The organism is Rhizobium sp. SG2393, from assembly GCF_042610495.1.
In the GTDB taxonomy this organism is placed as follows: Bacteria; Pseudomonadota; Alphaproteobacteria; order Rhizobiales; family Rhizobiaceae; genus RU20A.
The window spans coordinates 1,534,318-1,552,446 of the sequence record NZ_JBHGAP010000001.1; the positions used below are offsets into that span (position 1 = coordinate 1,534,318).

Here is an 18,129-nt window from a genome sequence, read left to right on the forward strand (position 1 = left end):
GTGATCCCGCCGCCTCAGGAGCGGAACAACCGGGGTTCCATCGTTTCGTGTTGCAGCACCATCACATCGGCGATCAGCGTCGACGACCAGAGATCGTCGAGGCACGATGCCGCCGCGCGGCGTGCGATATCGAGCGTGGTGTCTTCGATGCCGGCAAGCAGCGCCACGCCACCCGTCTGCCCGGTGACGCCCAGGCGAATCGCAGCCGAGACCGCATTGGCCGCCCCGGCATGCAGATAGGCGGCGATCGCATCGATGAGCGACACGCCATGGGCACCCGCCACCGCCCCGACGGCAACGGCATAGGGTACATCCCGCGGCAGGCGATCGAAAAGTCCATGCGGCCAGCTTCGTGCGGCCGTCAGAAACGCCTCGCCCTGTAGCAAAGCCTCCATCTGCCGCTCTCGTCCGCCGAGCATGGAAACGGCAAGTTCGCAGATCTCGGCCAGAGCCGCCTGATCGCTTTCGGCCCGATGCGCCGCCGCCAGAAGCACGCTATCGGCCCAGACACTGCCCGAAACGAACAGGCTTTCCAGCCAGCCGCGGAGCGAGGCGGCATCCGTCACGAGACCGCTTCTCACCGCCTGCTCCAGCCCGCCGGAATAGGCGAAGGCCCCGACCGGAAAGGAGGGCGACAGCCAGGTGACGAGCCGCAGCAGACCGCGCGTTGCCGCGCCGCCCGCTTCCGCCGTCCCGTCATCGGCCCTTGGTGCCCCGGTCATGGCGACTCAATCATGGTGATGATGGCCACGGGAATGGTCGTGCCCGTGGGAGTGATCGTGCCCGTGGCTGTGGGAATGACCATGCGAATGTCCGCCCCCGGCCTGATGATAGGCACCCCGCACGGGATGGAACGGCTCGTTCGCCTCGCTCACCGACGCGCCCAGCCCCTCCAGCATGGTGCGGATGACGGGATCGCTCAAGATGACGATGCGCTCCTCCTCGATCTGCGCCGGCAGGTGCCGGTTGCCGAGATGCCAGGCGAGCTCGATCAGATGCAACCGGTCACGCGGGCGGATATCGTAGACCTTCTCCTCCGCCGCGATCACCTCGACGACGTTGCCGTCATCCAGCGCCAGCATGTCGCCATGCGCCAGCATCACAGCTTCCTTAAGATCGAGCATCACCATCTCGCCATGCTGGAGATGCAGGAGCTTGCGACGCAGGTGCCGCTGGTCGTGAGCGAGGACCACGACATCGACCGGCACCGGATGCTCGGCGCCGGCAGGCAGGATGCGCGTGCAGCGCTGCGTCATCTCAGAGCACCTCGACCTTTTCGGAATGCACCACTTCCAGATTGCGCCACGCCACCATGCCTTCGATCGCCTTCAGGAACGTCGCCACATGCGGCTGGCCGAAATGCGACTGCAGATGATCGCGGCTTTCCCAGCGCTCCACGAAGACGACGAAGTTCTCATCCTCGACATCGACGTTGACGGTGTAGTGGATGCAGCCCTCTTCCTTGCGCGTCGCAGCCGCCACGATCTTGGCCGCCTCGATGAAGGCGGCGGTCTTGTCGGGATGGATGCGGTGTTCGGCCAGGACGTAGATCATGAATGTCTCCTCGATTGTTTCCGGGTGCCCGTTGAACCGGGCATCCCGCGTGATTGCGGCAGATATCAGAACAGGAAGTAGCGCTGCGCCATCGGCAGCACGGTTGCGGGTTCGCAGGTCAGAAGCACGCCGTCGGCGCGCACCTCGTAGGTCTCCGGGTCCACCTCGATATGCGGGGTCAGGCTGTTGTGGATCATCGAGGCCTTGGAGATGCCGCCGCGGGTGTTCTTGACCGCAACCAGCTGCTTGGCCACACCGAGCCGGCCGGCAAGGCCGTTGTCGAGGGCTGCCTGGCTGACGAAGGTGACGGAGGAATTGGTGCGCGCCTTGCCGTAGGAGCCGAACATGGGGCGGTAATGCACCGGCTGCGGCGTCGGGATCGAGGCATTCGGGTCGCCCATGGGCGCGGCCGCGATCATGCCGCCGAGCAGCACCATGTCGGGCTTCACGCCGAAGAAGGCCGGGTTCCAGATCACGAGATCGGCGCGCTTGCCGACTTCCACCGAGCCGATCTCGTGGGAAAGGCCATGCGCGATCGCCGGATTGATCGTGTACTTGGCGATGTAGCGCTTGACGCGGACATTGTCGTTGTCGCCCGTCTCTTCCTTGAGCGCGCCGCGCTGACGCTTCATCTTGTCGGCCGTCTGCCACGTGCGGATCGCGACTTCGCCGACACGGCCCATGGCCTGGCTGTCGGAAGAGATGATCGAGAAGGCGCCGATATCGTGTAGGATGTCTTCGGCCGCGATCGTCTCCTTGCGGATACGGCTTTCGGCAAAGGCGATGTCCTCCGGGATCGACGGCGACAGGTGATGGCAGACCATCAGCATGTCCAGATGCTCGGCAAGCGTATTGACCGTGTAGGGCCGGGTCGGGTTGGTCGAGGACGGGATGACGTTCGGCTGGCCGCAGATCTTGATGATATCGGGCGCATGGCCGCCGCCCGCCCCTTCCGTGTGGAAGGCGTGGATGGTGCGGCCCTTGATGGCCGAGATCGTGTCTTCCACGAAGCCGCTCTCGTTCAGCGTATCCGTGTGGATCATCACCTGCACGTCGTACTGATCGGCGACCGACAGGCAGCAATCGATCGCGCCCGGCGTCGTGCCCCAGTCCTCGTGCAGCTTCAGCGAGGTGGCGCCGCCGAGCACCATTTCCTCGAGCGCGCCGGGCAGCGAGGCATTGCCCTTGCCGGCAAAGGCGAGGTTCATCGGAAAGGCGTCCGCCGCCTCGATCATCCGGGCGATATGCCAGGGGCCGGGCGTGCAGGTCGTCGCAAGCGTGCCATGCGCCGGGCCCGTGCCGCCGCCGAGCATGCAGGTCAGCCCGCTCATCAGCGCTTCCTCGATCTGCTGCGGGCAGATGAAGTGGATATGCGCATCCATGCCGCCGGCCGTGACGATCTTGCCTTCGCCGGCAATCGCCTCCGTGCCGGGGCCGACGATGATATCGACGCCCGGCTGCGTATCGGGATTGCCGGCCTTGCCGATCGCCACGATCCGCCCGTCCTTCAGCCCGATATCGGCCTTGACGATGCCCCAGTGATCGACGATCAGCGCATTGGTGATGACGGTATCGACGGCGCCCGCCGCCCGTGTCACCTGGCTCTGGCCCATGCCGTCGCGGATGACCTTGCCGCCGCCGAACTTCACCTCCTCGCCATAGGTGGTGAAATCCTTCTCCACCTCGACGAAGAGTTCCGTATCGGCCAGCCGCACCTTGTCGCCCGTGGTCGGACCGAACATGGAAGCATAGGCGGCACGCGGCATCTTGTAGGACATGGGTTCATCCCTCTCATCTCGTTCGGTCACGTCACTCTGGCCCTGCCTTGCGGCAGACCCACGGCATTGACGGGGCCGCCCCGGGGAAGCCTGGCGCCTCCCGCGATCATCGTCGGCCTATCCGGCCAGTTCCGCAGGCGCCGCCACAAGCCGGGACAGCCGGCCGGCCGCGACATGCGCCTCCACCCACAGCCGCTCGGCCTCCCACGGATGCCACTCCCAGCCCTGATGCCCGAAACCGGAAAGCAGGATGGCGTCGCCCGCGCCCGCATGGTTCCACAGCACCTCGGCAATGACGATGAGGCCCGTCGAGGGCACCACGAAGGGCGCCGGGTCGAGCGCTGACAACTCTTGGGCCAGCCGCTTATGCGTTACCGCCGGCAGCACGACATGCCGCTTGCCATCGGCCGCACAGATCGCCGCAAAGCCATCCGTGTAGTCGTCGCAGAAATCGTCGAGTTCGGGATGCGTCAACGACAGCGGCGCGCGCATGGCGGCAAACATCCGGGGATCGCGGATCGACCAGATCTCGCCGGCCGCCATCACTGCCGGATTGAGCCGCCACGCCGGCTCTTCAGTCATCGCCTTGCCCGGCCGGCCGGTGTTACAGACGGCAACGATATCGGTGCGATGGGCCAAAGCCCCCGCCGAACGGCAGTCGTTGAAGCGGATCACGCAATCGGCCGAAAGGATCGCCGCCTCGGCGTCAGCCGCGACCGGTCCGTTCCCCACAATGGCAAAGCGCCGTCCCGCCACTGGGGCTCTCCTCAATACATCTTCAGCAGGGCTTCGAGCTCCTGCGTGCGCGAACGCGTCATCGTCGCCTTGCAGCTTTCGATCAAGAGCGGCTCCATCGTGCCGCCATGGGCGGAAAAACCCTCCGCCTCGCACTGGCCGTCGCGATAGTCGATCCAGGCGCGCTGCGCCTTGAGGAGGGCCGCTTCCGCGCCGGTCGTGAGCGCGCTCTCCGCCACCGTCTTGTCCCAGTCGGCCATCGCCTTGCGCACTCTGGGCCACAGCGCATTCAGCGCCTTGTCGGCCTTCTGGAAATCCTCGGCCGCGCATGCGTTCATGTCCGCCTGCGTCATGGCATTGTTGCAGTCGATCGCCGGCGCATCCTCGGCGCAAACCGGGAGCGCCGACAAGAAAACACCCATGGCCACGACGGCAGCGCGCATCACAGGCTTCCCATGACCTGCTGGCGGAACCCGTAGACCTCGCGCTTGCCCGACAGCGGGATCAGCGACACGGTCCGCGTCTGGCCCGGCTCGAAGCGCACCGCTGTCCCCGCTGGAATGTCGAGCCGCCGGCCGCGTGCGGCGTCGCGATCGAAGACGAGGCCCGCATTGGTTTCGGCAAAGTGATAGTGGCTGCCGACCTGCACCGGCCGGTCGCCCGTGTTGGCGACGTCGAGCGTCACGACATCGAGGCCGGCATTCAGCTCGATCTCGCCGGGAGCTGCGATGATTTCACCTGGGATCATGGGTATCGTCCTTTGGTCGAGCGGGGTTCAGGCCGCCTTGCCGGGCGCGCAGCCCTCGGCCTTGAGAATACGCGTTGTGGAGGCAGGATACTTTGCCAGCATGGCCGCAGGCCGGACCGGACGGCGCACCAGCTCTCCGCCGCAATTCGGGCAGCTCCCGGCCAGCACCCCCTCGGCGCAATCGGCGCAGAAGGTGCATTCGAAGGTGCAGATGCGGGCGCGCGCACTCTCCGGCGGCAGATCCGTGTCGCAGCATTCGCAGTTGGGGCGCAGCGCGAGCATCGGCAGACCTCAGCGGATCGGTTCGTGCACCGTCACGAGCTTCGTTCCATCCGGAAACGTCGCCTCGATCTGGATGTCATGGATCATCTCGGGGATGCCCTCCATCACCTGGTCGCGGGTCAGCACATGGGCGCCCGCTTCCATCAGGTCCGGCACCGAGCGGCCGTCGCGCGCGCCTTCCACCACGAAGTCGGTGATGAGCGCGATCGCTTCGGGATGATTGAGCTTCACGCCGCGTTCCAGGCGCCGCCGGGCGACCATGGCCGCCATGGAAATCAATAGCTTGTCTTTTTCTCTCGGCGTCAGGTTCATGCGTCGTCACCAATGGTTGGAGCAAATCCAGCGAAAATGGGAACCGGTTTCGCGTCAGGCGTTTGCGTCATCACACAGAAGTCGAAGGGTCAGAGTGACCAGACTTTCGGCACTGGCGCGTCTTTGCGCAAGTGCGAAATGACCGGCACGAGGATTTTTCTCAAGGCAAAACCGTCCGCCGCGACAAGCCGCGCGACGAGCCTTTCACCGGCGGCGCTGCTGACGAGGCTGACGCCGCCAAGCGCCGGGCTGATCAGCGCCCGCAGCCGCGCGACATGCCCCTCTGCATCCGTCCCGACATAGAGGATGGTGGCGAAGGCGAGGGCGCCGCCGAGCACGGCCGGCTGCGCGGTAAGCGCGGTGATGTCGCCGTCGAGCTTCAGATTTTCCGCATGCAGCAGGCGGCCGGCGCGGCGGATGCGCCAGCGGTCCTGAAACAGCCCGCGCCGCATCGTCTCGCCCATGGCCTTGCGGCCGAGCAGCACGGCCTCCACCGCCAGAAAGCCCGCATCCGCCGCCAGATCGACCTCCAGCCGCCGCGACAGCGTCGAGCCGTCGAAGAGGATCGTCTCCTGCGGCAGCCAGGCAAGCCGGGCGCCATCGCCAACCGTTATCCGCGTTTCCACTTGCGCAACGCCGCCGGACGCGCGGTAGATGCGCTCGCAGGCCTGCGTCGTCAGCGTCAGATCGGTGCCGGCCTTGGCTTCGAAGCGCCAGGCGAGGTCGTCCCCGCCCGTCAGCCCGCCGGAAGAATTGATGAGGATCGCCTCCATGCGGCCGTCGAAGCTTTCGGGCACGCGGATCTTGGCGCAGCCTTCCTGATAGAAGGTGTCGAGCCGCGTGCGCCCGCCGGCGGGCTTCGCCGTCAACCGGCCCCGCCCCCACGCCCGCTGCGGCGCGATCATCGCAGTCTCACCCATCTGCCCTGCCATTCCCGTATCAGCGCCCTCACACCGTCAGGTGCCGGCGCGCCTCCGGCGTATCCAGCGTCTCGGCCGCCCCCTCATGGACGATCTCGCCACGATCCATGATATAGACGTGATCGGCAAGCTCGCGGCAGAAATCGAGATACTGTTCCACAAGCAGGATCGCCATCCCCGTGGAATCGCGCAGATATTTGAGCGCCCGGCCGATATCCTTGATGATCGACGGCTGGATGCCCTCGGTCGGTTCGTCCAGCACCAGAATGCGCGGCCGCGTGACGAGCGCCCTGCCGATCGCGAGCTGCTGCTGCTGCCCGCCCGACAGATCCCCCCCGCGCCTTGACAGCATGGTGTTGAGCACCGGAAACAGCGAGAAGATGTCGTCGGGAATGAAGCGGTCCTTGCGCGCGAGCGGCGCATAGCCGGTCTCCAGATTCTCCTTCACCGTCAGAAGCGGAAAGATCTCCCGCCCCTGCGGCACGAAACCGACGCCCATCTTCGCCCGATTGTAGGCCGCGACCCCGTCGAGCGGCTTGCCATCGAACGCGATCGCCCCGCCACTCAGCGGATGCCGCCCGGTGATGGCGCGCAACAGGCTCGTCTTCCCCACCCCGTTGCGCCCCAGCACACAGGTGATCTTCCCCATCTCCGCCCGGATGGTGATGCCCCGCAAGGCCTGGGCGGCGCCGTAATGAAGGTTTGCGTTATCGACGGTCAGCATGTGGTGCCCCCAGTGGTTGGCGTGTCGTTGCGGGGCAATACCCCCCTCTGCCCTGCCGGGCATCTCCCCCGCATGGGGGGAGATTGGCAGGCGGCTTGCGCATCTCTTCAAAGGAGACCTGTGATTTGGGGCAGGCAGTTGCTCCACCGGATCTCCCCCCCTGCGGGGGAGATGCCCGGCAGGGCAAAGGGGGGTGCGCCAAACCTCCGCCTCCGCCATCCCCCTCACCGCCCCAGATAATTCTCGATCACCTTCGGATCGTTCGAGACGAAATCGATCGAGCCTTCGGCGAGCACGGAGCCTTCCGCAAGGCAGGTCACCTTCACGCCGAGGTCGCGGATGAAGCCCATGTCGTGTTCGACGACCACGACGGACCGGGTCTTGGCGATCTCCTTCAGCAGGATCGCGGTCTCCGCCGTCTCGGCGTCGGTCATGCCGGCGACGGGTTCGTCCACCAGCAGGAGCTTCGGTTCCTGCGCCAGCAGCATGCCGATCTCCAGCCACTGCTTCTGGCCGTGGGAGAGGTTGGCAGCGAGGTCGTCCTTGCGGTGCGAGAGGCGCACGGTCGCGAGGATCTCCTCGATGCGTGCCTTGTCGGCGGGCGAGAGCGTGTAGAACAGCGTGGCGAAGACGCCGCGTTTGCGGTTCAGCGCCAGCTCGATATTGTCCCACACCGTATGGCTTTCGAAGACCGTCGGCTTCTGGAACTTGCGGCCGATGCCGAGCTGGGCGATGTCGGCCTCGTCTTTGGTGGTAAGGTCGATCGTCCCTTGAAAGAATACCTCGCCGCTGTCGGGCCGGGTCTTCCCGGTGATGATGTCCATCATCGTGGTCTTGCCGGCCCCGTTCGGGCCGATGATGGCGCGAAGCTCGCCGGGCTCCACGACGAAGGAGAGCGAATTCAGCGCCTTGAACCCGTCGAAGGCGACGGAAACGCCGTCGAGATAGAGCAGGCTGCGGGGTTTGGCATCGGGATTGACGACGGTCATGATCTCACTCCGCAGCTTGAGGATTGGCGGGCGTGCCGGCATCGGATGCGGGCGGCACGGTGGCCGAGGGGCCGGCGCCCGGCGTGGCCGCCTGCCGCTCGCGGCGGCTCGCCAGCGCCTGCTGCACCGTGCCGACGATACCCTTGGGCAGGAAGAGCGTGGTGGCGATGAAGAGGCCGCCGAGCGCAAACAGCCAGAGTTCGGGGAAGACGCCGGTGAAGAAGCTCTTGCCGAAATTGACGAGGATGGCGCCGACGATCGGCCCGATCAGCGTGCCGCGCCCGCCGACCGCCGTCCAGATGACGACTTCGATGGAGTTGGCCGGGGCGAATTCGCCGGGATTGATGATGCCGACCTGCGGCACGAAGAGCGCCCCGGCAATGCCCGCCATCATGGCCGAGACCACGAAGGCGAAGAGCTTCACGTTTTCCACGCGGTAGCCGAGGAAGCGGGTGCGGCTTTCCGCATCGCGCACGCCCACCAGCACCTTGCCGTATTTGGAGCGCACGATGGCCGAGGCGAGCACGAGGCAGAGCGCCAGCATCCCGGCCGAGAGCGCAAAGAGCACGGCGCGCGTGCCATCCGCCTGCACGGAATAGCCGAGGATGTCCTTGAAGTCGGTCAGGCCGTTATTGCCGCCGAAGCCCATGTCGTTGCGGAAGAAGGCGAGCAGCAGCGCATAGGTCATGGCCTGCGTGATGATCGAGAGATAGACCCCGTTGACGCGGGAGCGGAAGGCGAACCAGCCGAAGACGAAGGCAAGCAGGCCGGGCACGAAGAGCACCATCAGCATGGCGAACCAGAACATGTCCATGCCGTGCCAGAACCAGGGCAGTTCCTTCCAGTTGAGGAACACCATGAAGTCCGGCAGCACCGGATCGCCATAGACGCCGCGCGGGCCGATCTGGCGCATCAGATACATGCCCATCGCATAGCCGCCGAGCGCGAAGAAGGCGCCGTGGCCGAGCGAGAGGATGCCGCAATAGCCCCAGACCAGATCGAGCGCCAGCGCCAGCAGCGCATAGCACAGATACTTGCCCATCAGCGACATGATGTAGGTCGGCACATGCAGCGGACTGCCGGCAGGCACGAGGAGATTGAGGGCCGGCACGAGAATGGCGATCGCCATCAGAATGGAGGCGGCGATGACTATGCGGCCTTCCAGCGCGCGCATGATGAAGCTCGTAATCATGCTTCCACCGCCCTTCCCTTGAGCGCGAACAGGCCGCGCGGACGTTTCTGGATGAACAGGATGATGAGGACGAGCACCAGGATCTTGCCGAGCACGGCGCCGACCCAGGGCTCGAGGAACTTGTTGAGCACGCCGAGCGTCAGCGCGCCCACGAAGGTGCCCCAGAGATTGCCGACCCCGCCGAACACCACGACCATGAAACTGTCGATGATGTAGGCTTGACCGAGGTTCGGAGAGACATTGTCGATCTGCGAAAGGGCCACGCCCGCAATGCCGGCGATGCCGGAGCCGAGCGCGAAGGTGAAGGCATCGACCCAAGGCGTGCGGATACCCATGGAGGCCGCCATCTTGCGGTTCTGGGTCACGGCGCGCATCTCCAGGCCGAAGGGCGTGCGCTTCAAGAGCATGAGCAGCGCCACGAAGACGGACAGCGAGAAGGCGATGATCCACATGCGGTTATAGGTGATGGTCATGCCGCCGAGCGGGAAAGAACCGGACATCCAGGAGGGATTGCCGACTTCCTGGTTGGTGGGGCCGAAGAGCGTGCGGATCGCCTGCTGCAGGATGAGCGAGATGCCCCAGGTGGCAAGCAGCGTTTCGAGCGGCCGGCCGTAGAGGAAGCGGATGACGCCGCGCTCGATGACCAGGCCGACCGCGCCGGTGACGACGAAGGCGAGCGGCAGCGCGATCATCAGCGACCAGTCGAAGAGGCCGGGGAAGGAGGTGCGGATCACCTCCTGCACCACGAAGGTCGTGTAGGCGCCCAGCATCACCATTTCGCCATGCGCCATGTTGATGATACCCATCACGCCGAAGGTGATGGCAAGGCCGATGGCGGCCAGCAGCAGAACCGAGCCGAGCGAAAGCCCGTACCAGACATTCTGCGCGACATCCCACAGCTCCTGCTCGCTCTGGATGGAGGCGATGGCCGAATTGATGTCCTCGGCCAGCGCCGGATCGGCATTGGCGGCGGCACCGCTGAGGATGGAGATCGCCTCGCGGCCGCCGAAGTTCTTGATGGTGGCAACCGCCTGGCGCTTGTCGTCCACCGGACGGTCGGAGGTCAGCACGGAAACGGCGCGGGCCTCTTCCATCCGCACCTTCACCACCGGATCGGTTTCCTTGGCGAGCGCGGCTTCGACCAGCGCGAGGTTGTCGGCCGATGGCGACTTAAGCACGGAGTCAGCGGCGGCGAGCCGCACGTCGCGATCCGGCGACAGCAGCGTCAGGCCACCCAGCGCCGAGCGAATGGCGCGGCGCAGCGTGTTGTTGACCTTGATCTTGGTGACATCGGCCTTGGCAGCGGTTCCCGCGCTCTCGCCGGTCAGGGGGTCAATGAGATCGAAGCCGCCCGAGGCGGACTTGGCGATGAAGACGGCATTGTCGGCCTTGCGCAGATAAAGATCGCCCTCGGCAAACGCCTCCAGCGCCGGCACCACGCGGGTGTCCCCGGTCGCGGCAATCTGGCCGAGAATGTCTTCCGCCTGCTTGAAATTGGCAGAGCCCAGCTGGTCGATGAGCGGCTTGGGATCGGCGCCCCCTTGCGCAAACGCCGGCGTGGCCAGCACCAATATGAACCAGAGGATCTGGAAAAGACGTTGGATCACGATGCGTGCCCCCTGTTGGTGCTGATCTGGGCGGGCATCGGGCGGGGATACCCCCCTCTGCCCTGCCGGGCATCTCCCCCGCAAGGGGGGAGATCGGTTGGAGCGGCCGCCTGCCAGAACAAAGCGTTTTCGGAAGAGGCGACATCGTTGCAGCCTGCGGATCTCCCCCCTTGCGGGGGAGATGCCCGGCAGGGCAGAGGGGGGTAATCAGCACGGAAGGACGAAGCCGGATCTCGCCGGCCCCGTCCCGCCGCACGCCCCCTCGCGCTATCAGCTGCCCTTGCCGCCGCACTTGCCGGTGGCAACGTTGAAGTTGCCGCAGGACATCGGCTTGCGCCAGTCGGAGATCAGGTCCTTGGAGTCCGGCAGGTAGTCGGACCACTCGTCACCGACGACCTGCGGGGTCTGCTGGACGATTTCGAACTGGCCGTCTGCCTGGATTTCGCCGATCAGCACCGGCTTGGTGATGTGGTGGTTCGGCATGACGGTGGAGTAGCCGCCCGAGAGATTCGGAACGGAAACGCCGATGATGCTGTCGAGCACCTTGTCCGTGTCGGTCGTGCCGGCGGCCTCTACGGCCTTCACCCAGGCGTTGAAGCCGATATAGGCGGCTTCCATCGGGTCGTTGGTCACGCGCTTGTCGTTCTTGATGAAGGCGTGCCATTCCTTGATGAACTCGGCATTGATTTCGGTATCGACCGACTGGAAGTAGTTCCAGGCCGCGAGGTGGCCGACGAGCGGGCCCGTGTCGAGGCCGGCAAGCTCTTCCTCACCCACCGAGAAGGCGACGACCGGGATATCCTCGGCCTTGATGCCCTGGTTGGCGAGTTCCTTGTAGAAGGGAACGTTGGCGTCGCCGTTGATGGTGGAGACGACGGCGGTCTTCTTGCCGGCCGAGCCGAACTTCTTGATGTCGGAGACGATCGTCTGCCAGTCGGAATGACCGAAAGGCGTGTAGTTGATCATGATGTCCTCTTCCTTGACGCCCTTGGACATCAGGTAGGCCTTCAGGATCTTGTTGGTCGTCTGCGGATAGACATAGTCGGTGCCGGCGAGAACCCAGCGCTCCACGCCTTCGTTCTCGGCGAGGTAATCGACGGCCGGAATGGCCTGCTGGTTCGGGGCAGCACCCGTGTAGAAGATGTTGCGCGAGGATTCCTCACCCTCGTACTGCACGGGGTAGAAGAGGATGGAGTTCAGCTCTTCGAAAACCGGCAGGACGGACTTGCGCGACGACGAGGTCCAGCAGCCGAACACGGCGGCGACCTTGTCCTTCTCGATCAGCTCGCGGGCCTTTTCGGCAAAGAGCGGCCAGTCGGACGCCGGATCGACGACGACGGGCTCGAGCTTCTTGCCGAGAACGCCGCCCTTCTTGTTCTGCTCGTCGATGAGGAAGAGCATCGTGTCCTTCAGCGTCGTTTCCGAAATCGCCATGGTGCCGGACAGCGAGTGCAGGACGCCGACCTTGATCGTGTCTTCCGCGAAGGCGGTCGTCATGGCCGTGGTGGCCAGAGCGCCGGCCAGAAACGCGCTCATCAAATGCGCCTTGAATGTCATGGTGAACCCCTCTCGTTCGTTTGGCGAACCCCGTTTCCGTCCCTCGGGAGCCGTTAACCGTTCGCAAACGAACTATCCGATGCTGCGCCGCAAAACCGTATACGTAGTTTGACGTAGGCGGCGGGGGAAAGCGTGCCGGTGCCTGAGAAAACGGGCCGTTCTCCTGTCTTCTGTCACATGGACGTGCTAGTCTTTCTTCAGACGCAAGGGCCGGCACCTCCGCAGGTCACGCCTCCTCCCACGATCGGACATTCCATGCATCCCCTTAGCGAAGACGGCCGTCGCATCCTGACGGATCTTGCCGCGCGCCATGGCGTCAGCCTTGATGCCGCGACCCATATGCTGATGGCGGTCGCCAATGGCGGCGGCACGCAGGCCCAGTTCAACCATCCGGAAGTGGGCGGCATGGGCCAGTGGTCGCGCGGCGGCATGACCATGATCGGCGACATGTTCAACAATGGCCTGAAGGCCAAGGTGGACTGGCTCTGCCAGGAACTGTCAGACCTCCTCGCCAGCCAGCCGGCGCCCGCCCCGGTGCCGCAGCAGATGCAGTCGCAGAACCAGTGGCCGTCCCAGGGCCAGAGCCAAAGCCAGGGCTACGGCCAGTCGCAGCAGCAGGGCGGCGGCTACGGCCAGTTCCAGGGCCAGGCGTCCGGACAGCAGGGCGGCGGCACCTCCAGCCTCTTCGTCTCCGGCGGCACCTCCATGTCCTCGGGCGGCTGGCCGGGCGAATTCGGCCACCCCTCGGCGGTCGGCTCGCAGAACAATCTGCGCTACGCCTTCTTCCCCGCCTCCCGCCGCCTCGTCATCGAGATCAACGGCCAGCAGACCACCTATGACACCGGCGACCATCAGATTTCCGGCTTCGGCCAGCAGCAGTCGGGCGATCAGTCGCTGACCTTCACCTCGCAGTTCGGCCTGGTGCGCGTTGCCGACCTGCCGCAACTGACCGCCTCCACCGACCGGCAGAACGGCTCGCAACAGACCCACGCCCCGGCGAACGGGCAGGCGAACGGCGAAGCAAATGGCTTTCCCGCCAGCGTGCCGGAACCGGCGCAGGCCGCAGCCGAGCCCGTCGCGCAGGAGCCCTTCGTGACGCAGTCCTTCACCCCCACGCAGCCTCCCGCGGAGATCCGTCAGCCAGCGCCCGCTGTGCAGCCGACGCAAACCGCGCCGCTCTCCGACGACGAGATCTTCGCCAAGATCGAACGCCTGGCCGCCCTCCACGCCAAGGGCGTCCTGACGGACGAGGAATATTCTTCGAAGAAGGCTGACCTGCTCGACCGGCTCTGAACGCTGGATAGAGGATGGGGGCGGCCTTCCCGCCCCCATTTCCCTTGCCTTTGGACGCGCCTTGGCCAAAAGTGCCCGCAGGTTAAGCACTCCGATACAGGCGCCAGAAAACAGGCATGACCGCCCGCCAACGCATCATTCCCGTCCGGCGCGACTATAACCGCTGGGTGGCCGACCAGACGCTGGAAGACTATGCGCTGCGCTTCACGGCCAAGAGCGCGCGGCGCTTTTCCTCCGAGCGCATTTCCCAGACCGCCATCGGCGCCATCTCCTTCCTGGCGCTGGAGGCGATCGGTGGCACGATCACGCTGGCCTACGGCACCACCAACGCCTTCTTCGCCATCCTCGTCGCCTCCGTGCTGATGCTCGTCGTCGGCGTGCCCATCAGCCGCTACGCGATCCGCCACGGCGTCGATATCGATCTGCTGACACGCGGCGCGAGCTTCGGCTATATCGGCTCCACGGTGACCTCGCTGATCTATGCGAGCTTCACCTTCATGCTCTTTGCCATCGAGGCATCGATCATGACGGGCGCGCTTGAGCTCGCCTTCGGCATTCCGCTCTGGCTCGGCTACATCATCTCCGCCGTCGTTGTCATTCCGCTCGTCACCTACGGCATCCGGCTCATCTCGCGCTTCCAGCTCGTCACCCAGCCCTTCTGGATCGTGCTGAACATCCTGCCCTTTATCTTCATCGCCTTTCTGGACTGGGAGAAGATCGACCTCTGGCGCGCCTTTGCCGGCATCGGCCACTCGAATGCCGAGGTCGGTGGCGCCGCACCCTTCGACCTCATCGAGTTCGGCGCCGCTTCCGCCGTCATCCTCGCCCTGATGCCGCAGATCGGCGAGCAGGTGGACTTCCTGCGCTTCCTGCCGCCCACGGGCAGCCACAGGCTGCGCCACCGCATTGCCGTCTTCCTCGCCGGCTCCGGCTGGGTGGTGCTCGGCGTGCCGAAGCTGCTGGCCGGCTCCTTCCTTGCCGTGCTGACGCTCTCCACCGGCGTTCCGGCCCGCGAGGCGGCAGACCCCGCCCACATGTACCTCGCCGCCTTCGGCTACATGATCCCCAACGACACGGCAGCCCTCCTGCTGATGGCCGCCTTCGTGGTGATCTCGCAGCTGAAGATCAACGTGATGAATGCCTATGCGGGCTCGCTCGCCTGGTCGAACTTCTTCTCCCGCCTCACCCACAGCCACCCCGGCCGCGTCGTCTGGCTGGTCTTCAACGTGGTGATCGCGCTCCTTTTGATGGAACTCGGCATTTACGGCCTGCTGGAAGCGACACTCGGCATCTTCTCCATCATCGCCATGTCCTGGCTCGCGGCGATTTCGGCCGACCTCTTCATCAACAAGCCGCTCGGCCTTGCGCCCCCCGGCATCGAGTTCAAGCGCGCCCATCTCTACGACATCAATCCCGTCGGCGTCGGCGCCATGGCGCTGTCGGCCGGCATTGCGCTGACAGCCCATTTCGGCGTCTTCGGCGAGATCGCGGCCTCGCTTGCGCCCTACATCACGCTGATCGTCGCCTTCATCGCGTCCCCGGCGATCGCGGCGGCGACGAAGGGGCGCTACTACCTCGCCCGCAAGCCGCGCGCCAGCTGGCACAACCAGACGACCATCGCCTGCTCCATCTGCGAACACCCCTTCGAACCCGAGGACATGGCCTGGTGCCCGGCCTATGCCGCGCCGATCTGTTCGCTCTGCTGCTCGCTCGACAGCCGCTGCCATGACATGTGCAAGCCCCATGCGCGCTTCAACGCGCAGGCCGTCACCGTCGCCCGCAAGCTGCTGCCCGAATGGATCATCGAAAAGCTCGCCACCCGCCTCGGCCGCTACGCATTGAGCGCCTGCCTGTCGATCGGCGCCATCGGCGCCATCCTCGCCCTCATCGGCCATCAGGCCGGCGAAGCCTCGCCGGAGACGGCGGAGGTGGTGAACGGCACGATCGCCGTCGTCTTCTTCGTCTTCGCGGTCGTCGCCGGCGTCGTCTGCTGGTTCTACGTGCTCGCCCATGACAGCCGCGTGGTGGCCGAGGAGGAATCCTCCCGCCAGAACACGCTGCTGCTCAAAGAAATCGCCGCCCACAAGAAGACCGACGCCGCCCTGCAGCAGGCCAAGGAAACGGCCGAAGCCGCCAACCGCGCCAAGAGCCGCTATGTCGTCGGCCTCTCCCACGAGCTGCGCACGCCGCTGAACGCCGTACTCGGCTACGCCCAGATCCTCGAACGCGACGAGACGATCCCCGCCCCGCGCCAGTCCGCCATCAAGGTCATCCGCCGCTCCGCCGACCACCTTTCGGGCCTCATCGACGGTCTCCTCGATATCTCCAAGATCGAGGCCGGGCGCCTGCAGGTCTACTCCAACGAGATCAACATCGCCGACTTCCTCGACCAGATCGCCGACATGTTCCGCCCGCAGGCCGAAGCCAAGGGCCTTGCCTTCGTGCACCGGCGCGCCGGCAACCTGCCGCTCTATGTGAAGACGGATGAGAAGCGCCTGCGCCAGATTCTCGTCAACCTGCTCTCCAACGCCATGAAATTCACCGAGCAGGGCACGATCCGCTTCGAGGTGGACTACCGCAGCCAGGTCGCCACCTTCACCATTGCCGATACCGGCCGCGGCATTTCCGAAAGCGACCTGCCGCGCATCTTCGAGCCCTTCCAGCGCGGCGAGGCCGAGCATATCCGCCCCATGCCGGGCCTCGGCCTTGGCCTCACCATCACGCGGCTGCTGACCCAGACGCTCGGCGGCGAGATCGCCGTCACCAGCGAGCGCGGCGCCGGCTCCACCTTCCGCGTGCGCCTGCTGCTCTCGGCCGTCGATCGCCCCGCCCCGCCGCCCTCGCAGCGCAAGATCGCCACCTACAAGGGCCCGCGCCGCACCATCGTCGTGGTCGATGACAACGAGGACCACCGCGACCTCATGGGCGAGATCCTCAAGCCCATGGACTTCATCGTGCTGACGGCGGCGAGCGGCCCGGAATGTCTGGCGCTGATCGAGGGGGTCAAGGCCGACCTTTTCTTCGTGGACATCTCCATGCCCGGCATGAACGGCTGGCAACTGGTGACGCGCCTGCGCGAAACCGGCCAGATGGCGCCCATCATCATGGTCTCCGCCAATATCGGCGATGTCTCCGCCGCCGAGGGCAAGAGCGGCCACAATGATGCGCTCGCCAAGCCCTTCGACATCCGCCGCATGCAGGACAAGCTCGCCATCCACCTGAACCTCGAATGGGTCCATGACACCGGCGAGGCGCCGGCCGCCGCCGCCCGAGCGAAGGGTGCCGTCGTCAGCCCCGGCACGGCGCATCTGGAAGAGCTGATCCGGCTCGGCGAGATCGGCTATGTCAGGGGCATCGAGGCGAAGCTTGCGGACCTCGCCAAGAACGAGGAGAACGGGTCCTTCGTCGAGCAGGCGCGCGGCTTCGTACAGGCCTTCGACCTTGCCGGCTACGCCGACTTCCTGCACGCCCTCACCACGAAGGAAAAGACCCGTGGCCCCTCCTGACACGGCAGCCCATCCCCGCGACATCGTGCTGATCGTGGACGACAGCCCCGAAACGCTCGGCTTCCTCACCGATGCGCTGGAACAATCCGGCTTTTCCGTGCTGATCGCGACCTCCGGCAAGGCGGCGCTCAACGTGGCCGATCGCATCACGCCGGATGTGGTGCTGATGGATGCCGTCATGCCGGGCATGGACGGTTTCGAGACCTGCCTGCAGATGAAGACCCGCGCCGCCGTCGCGGACGTTCCCGTCATCTTCATGACCGGGCTGACGGAGACCGAGCACATCGTCCATGCGCTGGAATCGGGCGGTGTCGATTATCTCACCAAGCCCATCAATATCGATGAGCTGCGCGCCCGCATCCGCGTCCACCTCGCCAATGCCCGCTCCGCCCAGAGCGCACGCGCCGCCCTCGATGCCGCCGGGCGCCACCTGCTGGCGGTCGATGGCGATGGCGCGCTGCGCTGGGCGACCCCGCAGGCCGCCCGCCTCGTCGATGCCGCCAGCGGCACGAACGAGGGGCTGGGCGCGATCGCCGCCGACATCCGCGCCTTCATGGCCGATCGCGCCGCCGGCAGCGGCGGCGACACGCTGGTCATCGCCATCGGCGGGACGCCCGCCCTCAATCTCGCCTTTGTCGGCGCCATCGGCGCGGACGAATTCCTCTTCCGTCTGACGAGCGCGACCCGGGCGGCGGGTGACGCCCTGCTGCGCCAGAGCTTCGGGCTCACCGAACGCGAGGCGGAGGTGCTGCTGTGGATCGCCCATGGCAAGTCTAACCGCGACATCGGCGAGATCCTGGGCTTGAGCCCGCGCACGGTGAACAAGCATCTGGAACAGATCTATGTGAAGCTCGGCGTCGAAAACCGCGCCTCCGCCGCCGTGCGCGCCGCCAACGTGCTGCACGAGACATAGGCGGCATCGTCTGATTTCA

General features: G+C 65.7%; 18 protein-coding genes. 3 read left to right on the forward strand and 15 right to left on the reverse strand.

What is annotated here, in order from left to right; translation table 11 throughout:
• Positions 1 to 14 precede the first annotated feature (14 nt).
• The 15 genes from ACED18_RS07225 to urtA form a co-directional block, all read right to left on the reverse strand.
• On the reverse strand, positions 15 to 722 hold the full coding sequence (locus ACED18_RS07225) for an urease accessory protein UreF (protein WP_377290403.1): 708 nt from the start codon (positions 720 to 722) through the stop codon (positions 15 to 17).
• 6 nt (positions 723 to 728) lie between these two features.
• Positions 729 to 1,256, reverse strand: a complete 528-nt coding sequence (ureE, locus tag ACED18_RS07230) for an urease accessory protein UreE (RefSeq protein ID WP_377290405.1) — start codon at positions 1,254 to 1,256, stop codon at positions 729 to 731.
• Position 1,257: 1 nt separating this feature from the next.
• Positions 1,258 to 1,554, reverse strand: coding sequence for a putative quinol monooxygenase (locus tag ACED18_RS07235; RefSeq protein ID WP_377290407.1), 297 nt, complete (start codon positions 1,552 to 1,554; stop codon positions 1,258 to 1,260).
• A 65-nt stretch (positions 1,555 to 1,619) separates the two neighbouring features.
• Positions 1,620 to 3,332, reverse strand: coding sequence for an urease subunit alpha (gene ureC / locus ACED18_RS07240; protein WP_377290409.1), 1,713 nt, complete (start codon positions 3,330 to 3,332; stop codon positions 1,620 to 1,622).
• Positions 3,333 to 3,449: 117 nt separating this feature from the next.
• Complete coding sequence (locus tag ACED18_RS07245) at positions 3,450 to 4,088, reverse strand: Urease operon accessory protein (protein ID WP_377290411.1); 639 nt, start codon at positions 4,086 to 4,088, stop codon at positions 3,450 to 3,452.
• A gap of 11 nt (positions 4,089 to 4,099) precedes the next feature.
• On the reverse strand, positions 4,100 to 4,510 hold the full coding sequence (locus ACED18_RS07250) for a lysozyme inhibitor LprI family protein (protein ID WP_377290413.1): 411 nt from the start codon (positions 4,508 to 4,510) through the stop codon (positions 4,100 to 4,102).
• Entirely contained in the window at positions 4,510 to 4,815 is a 306-nt protein-coding gene (locus ACED18_RS07255; RefSeq protein ID WP_377290415.1) for an urease subunit beta, read from the reverse strand. Before ACED18_RS07255 ends, ACED18_RS07250 begins: the two co-directional genes overlap by 1 nt.
• Before the next feature lie 27 nt (positions 4,816 to 4,842).
• The gene (locus ACED18_RS07260; RefSeq protein ID WP_377290417.1) at positions 4,843 to 5,097 is read right to left on the reverse strand and encodes a DUF1272 domain-containing protein; all 255 of its coding nucleotides are present in this window, start codon (positions 5,095 to 5,097) and stop codon (positions 4,843 to 4,845) included.
• Positions 5,098 to 5,106: 9 nt separating this feature from the next.
• Complete coding sequence (locus ACED18_RS07265; protein ID WP_149737921.1) at positions 5,107 to 5,409, reverse strand: urease subunit gamma; 303 nt, start codon at positions 5,407 to 5,409, stop codon at positions 5,107 to 5,109.
• 89 nt (positions 5,410 to 5,498) lie between these two features.
• Positions 5,499 to 6,329, reverse strand: coding sequence for an urease accessory protein UreD (locus ACED18_RS07270; RefSeq protein WP_377290420.1), 831 nt, complete (start codon positions 6,327 to 6,329; stop codon positions 5,499 to 5,501).
• 28 nt (positions 6,330 to 6,357) lie between these two features.
• The gene (gene urtE, locus ACED18_RS07275) at positions 6,358 to 7,053 is read right to left on the reverse strand and encodes an urea ABC transporter ATP-binding subunit UrtE (protein WP_377290422.1); all 696 of its coding nucleotides are present in this window, start codon (positions 7,051 to 7,053) and stop codon (positions 6,358 to 6,360) included.
• Positions 7,054 to 7,277: 224 nt separating this feature from the next.
• Positions 7,278 to 8,042 carry an urea ABC transporter ATP-binding protein UrtD gene (urtD, locus tag ACED18_RS07280; RefSeq protein WP_377290424.1) on the reverse strand — a complete coding sequence of 255 codons (765 nt, stop codon included), beginning with the start codon at positions 8,040 to 8,042 and terminating at the stop codon, positions 7,278 to 7,280.
• Positions 8,043 to 8,046: 4 nt separating this feature from the next.
• A complete protein-coding gene (gene urtC, locus ACED18_RS07285; RefSeq protein WP_377290426.1) occupies positions 8,047 to 9,234 on the reverse strand; it encodes an urea ABC transporter permease subunit UrtC in 1,188 nt (395 codons plus the stop codon).
• Positions 9,231 to 10,802, reverse strand: coding sequence for an urea ABC transporter permease subunit UrtB (gene urtB, locus ACED18_RS07290; RefSeq protein ID WP_377291095.1), 1,572 nt, complete (start codon positions 10,800 to 10,802; stop codon positions 9,231 to 9,233). Before urtB ends, urtC begins: the two co-directional genes overlap by 4 nt.
• Before the next feature lie 309 nt (positions 10,803 to 11,111).
• On the reverse strand, positions 11,112 to 12,377 hold the full coding sequence (urtA, locus tag ACED18_RS07295) for an urea ABC transporter substrate-binding protein (protein WP_377290428.1): 1,266 nt from the start codon (positions 12,375 to 12,377) through the stop codon (positions 11,112 to 11,114).
• 276 nt (positions 12,378 to 12,653) lie between these two features.
• On the opposite strand from urtA, the gene ACED18_RS07300 reads away from it, so the two are divergent.
• From ACED18_RS07300 to ACED18_RS07310, 3 genes are all read left to right on the forward strand, one after another.
• Positions 12,654 to 13,691, forward strand: a complete 1,038-nt coding sequence (locus tag ACED18_RS07300) for an SHOCT domain-containing protein (RefSeq protein ID WP_377290430.1) — start codon at positions 12,654 to 12,656, stop codon at positions 13,689 to 13,691.
• A gap of 116 nt (positions 13,692 to 13,807) precedes the next feature.
• A complete protein-coding gene (locus tag ACED18_RS07305; protein ID WP_377290432.1) occupies positions 13,808 to 17,197 on the forward strand; it encodes an ATP-binding protein in 3,390 nt (1,129 codons plus the stop codon).
• Positions 17,184 to 18,110 (forward strand): response regulator, encoded by a 927-nt coding sequence (locus ACED18_RS07310; RefSeq protein WP_377290434.1) that lies wholly within the window; start codon positions 17,184 to 17,186, stop codon positions 18,108 to 18,110. The genes ACED18_RS07305 and ACED18_RS07310 overlap by 14 nt, the downstream gene beginning before the upstream one ends.
• Positions 18,111 to 18,129: the final 19 nt, after the last annotated feature.

Bases quoted from the DNA above. Each gene is read 5' to 3' on its own strand.
- ACED18_RS07235 (WP_377290407.1), bottom strand. From the start codon at position 1,554: ATGATCTACGTCCTGGCCGAACACCGCATCCATCCCGACAAGACCGCC.
- ACED18_RS07300 (WP_377290430.1), top strand. From the start codon at position 12,654: ATGCATCCCCTTAGCGAAGACGGCCGTCGCATCCTGACGGATCTTGCC.
- urtC (WP_377290426.1), bottom strand. From the start codon at position 9,234: ATGATTACGAGCTTCATCATGCGCGCGCTGGAAGGCCGCATAGTCATC.
- ACED18_RS07305 (WP_377290432.1), top strand. From the start codon at position 13,808: ATGACCGCCCGCCAACGCATCATTCCCGTCCGGCGCGACTATAACCGC.
- ureE (WP_377290405.1), bottom strand. From the start codon at position 1,256: ATGACGCAGCGCTGCACGCGCATCCTGCCTGCCGGCGCCGAGCATCCG.
- ACED18_RS07260 (WP_377290417.1), bottom strand. From the start codon at position 5,097: ATGCTCGCGCTGCGCCCCAACTGCGAATGCTGCGACACGGATCTGCCG.
- ACED18_RS07250 (WP_377290413.1), bottom strand. From the start codon at position 4,510: ATGCGCGCTGCCGTCGTGGCCATGGGTGTTTTCTTGTCGGCGCTCCCG.
- ACED18_RS07255 (WP_377290415.1), bottom strand. From the start codon at position 4,815: ATGATCCCAGGTGAAATCATCGCAGCTCCCGGCGAGATCGAGCTGAAT.
- ACED18_RS07265 (WP_149737921.1), bottom strand. From the start codon at position 5,409: ATGAACCTGACGCCGAGAGAAAAAGACAAGCTATTGATTTCCATGGCG.
- urtD (WP_377290424.1), bottom strand. From the start codon at position 8,042: ATGACCGTCGTCAATCCCGATGCCAAACCCCGCAGCCTGCTCTATCTC.
- ACED18_RS07270 (WP_377290420.1), bottom strand. From the start codon at position 6,329: ATGGGTGAGACTGCGATGATCGCGCCGCAGCGGGCGTGGGGGCGGGGC.
- urtE (WP_377290422.1), bottom strand. From the start codon at position 7,053: ATGCTGACCGTCGATAACGCAAACCTTCATTACGGCGCCGCCCAGGCC.
- urtA (WP_377290428.1), bottom strand. From the start codon at position 12,377: ATGAGCGCGTTTCTGGCCGGCGCTCTGGCCACCACGGCCATGACGACC.
- ACED18_RS07225 (WP_377290403.1), bottom strand. From the start codon at position 722: ATGACCGGGGCACCAAGGGCCGATGACGGGACGGCGGAAGCGGGCGGC.
- ureC (WP_377290409.1), bottom strand. From the start codon at position 3,332: ATGTCCTACAAGATGCCGCGTGCCGCCTATGCTTCCATGTTCGGTCCG.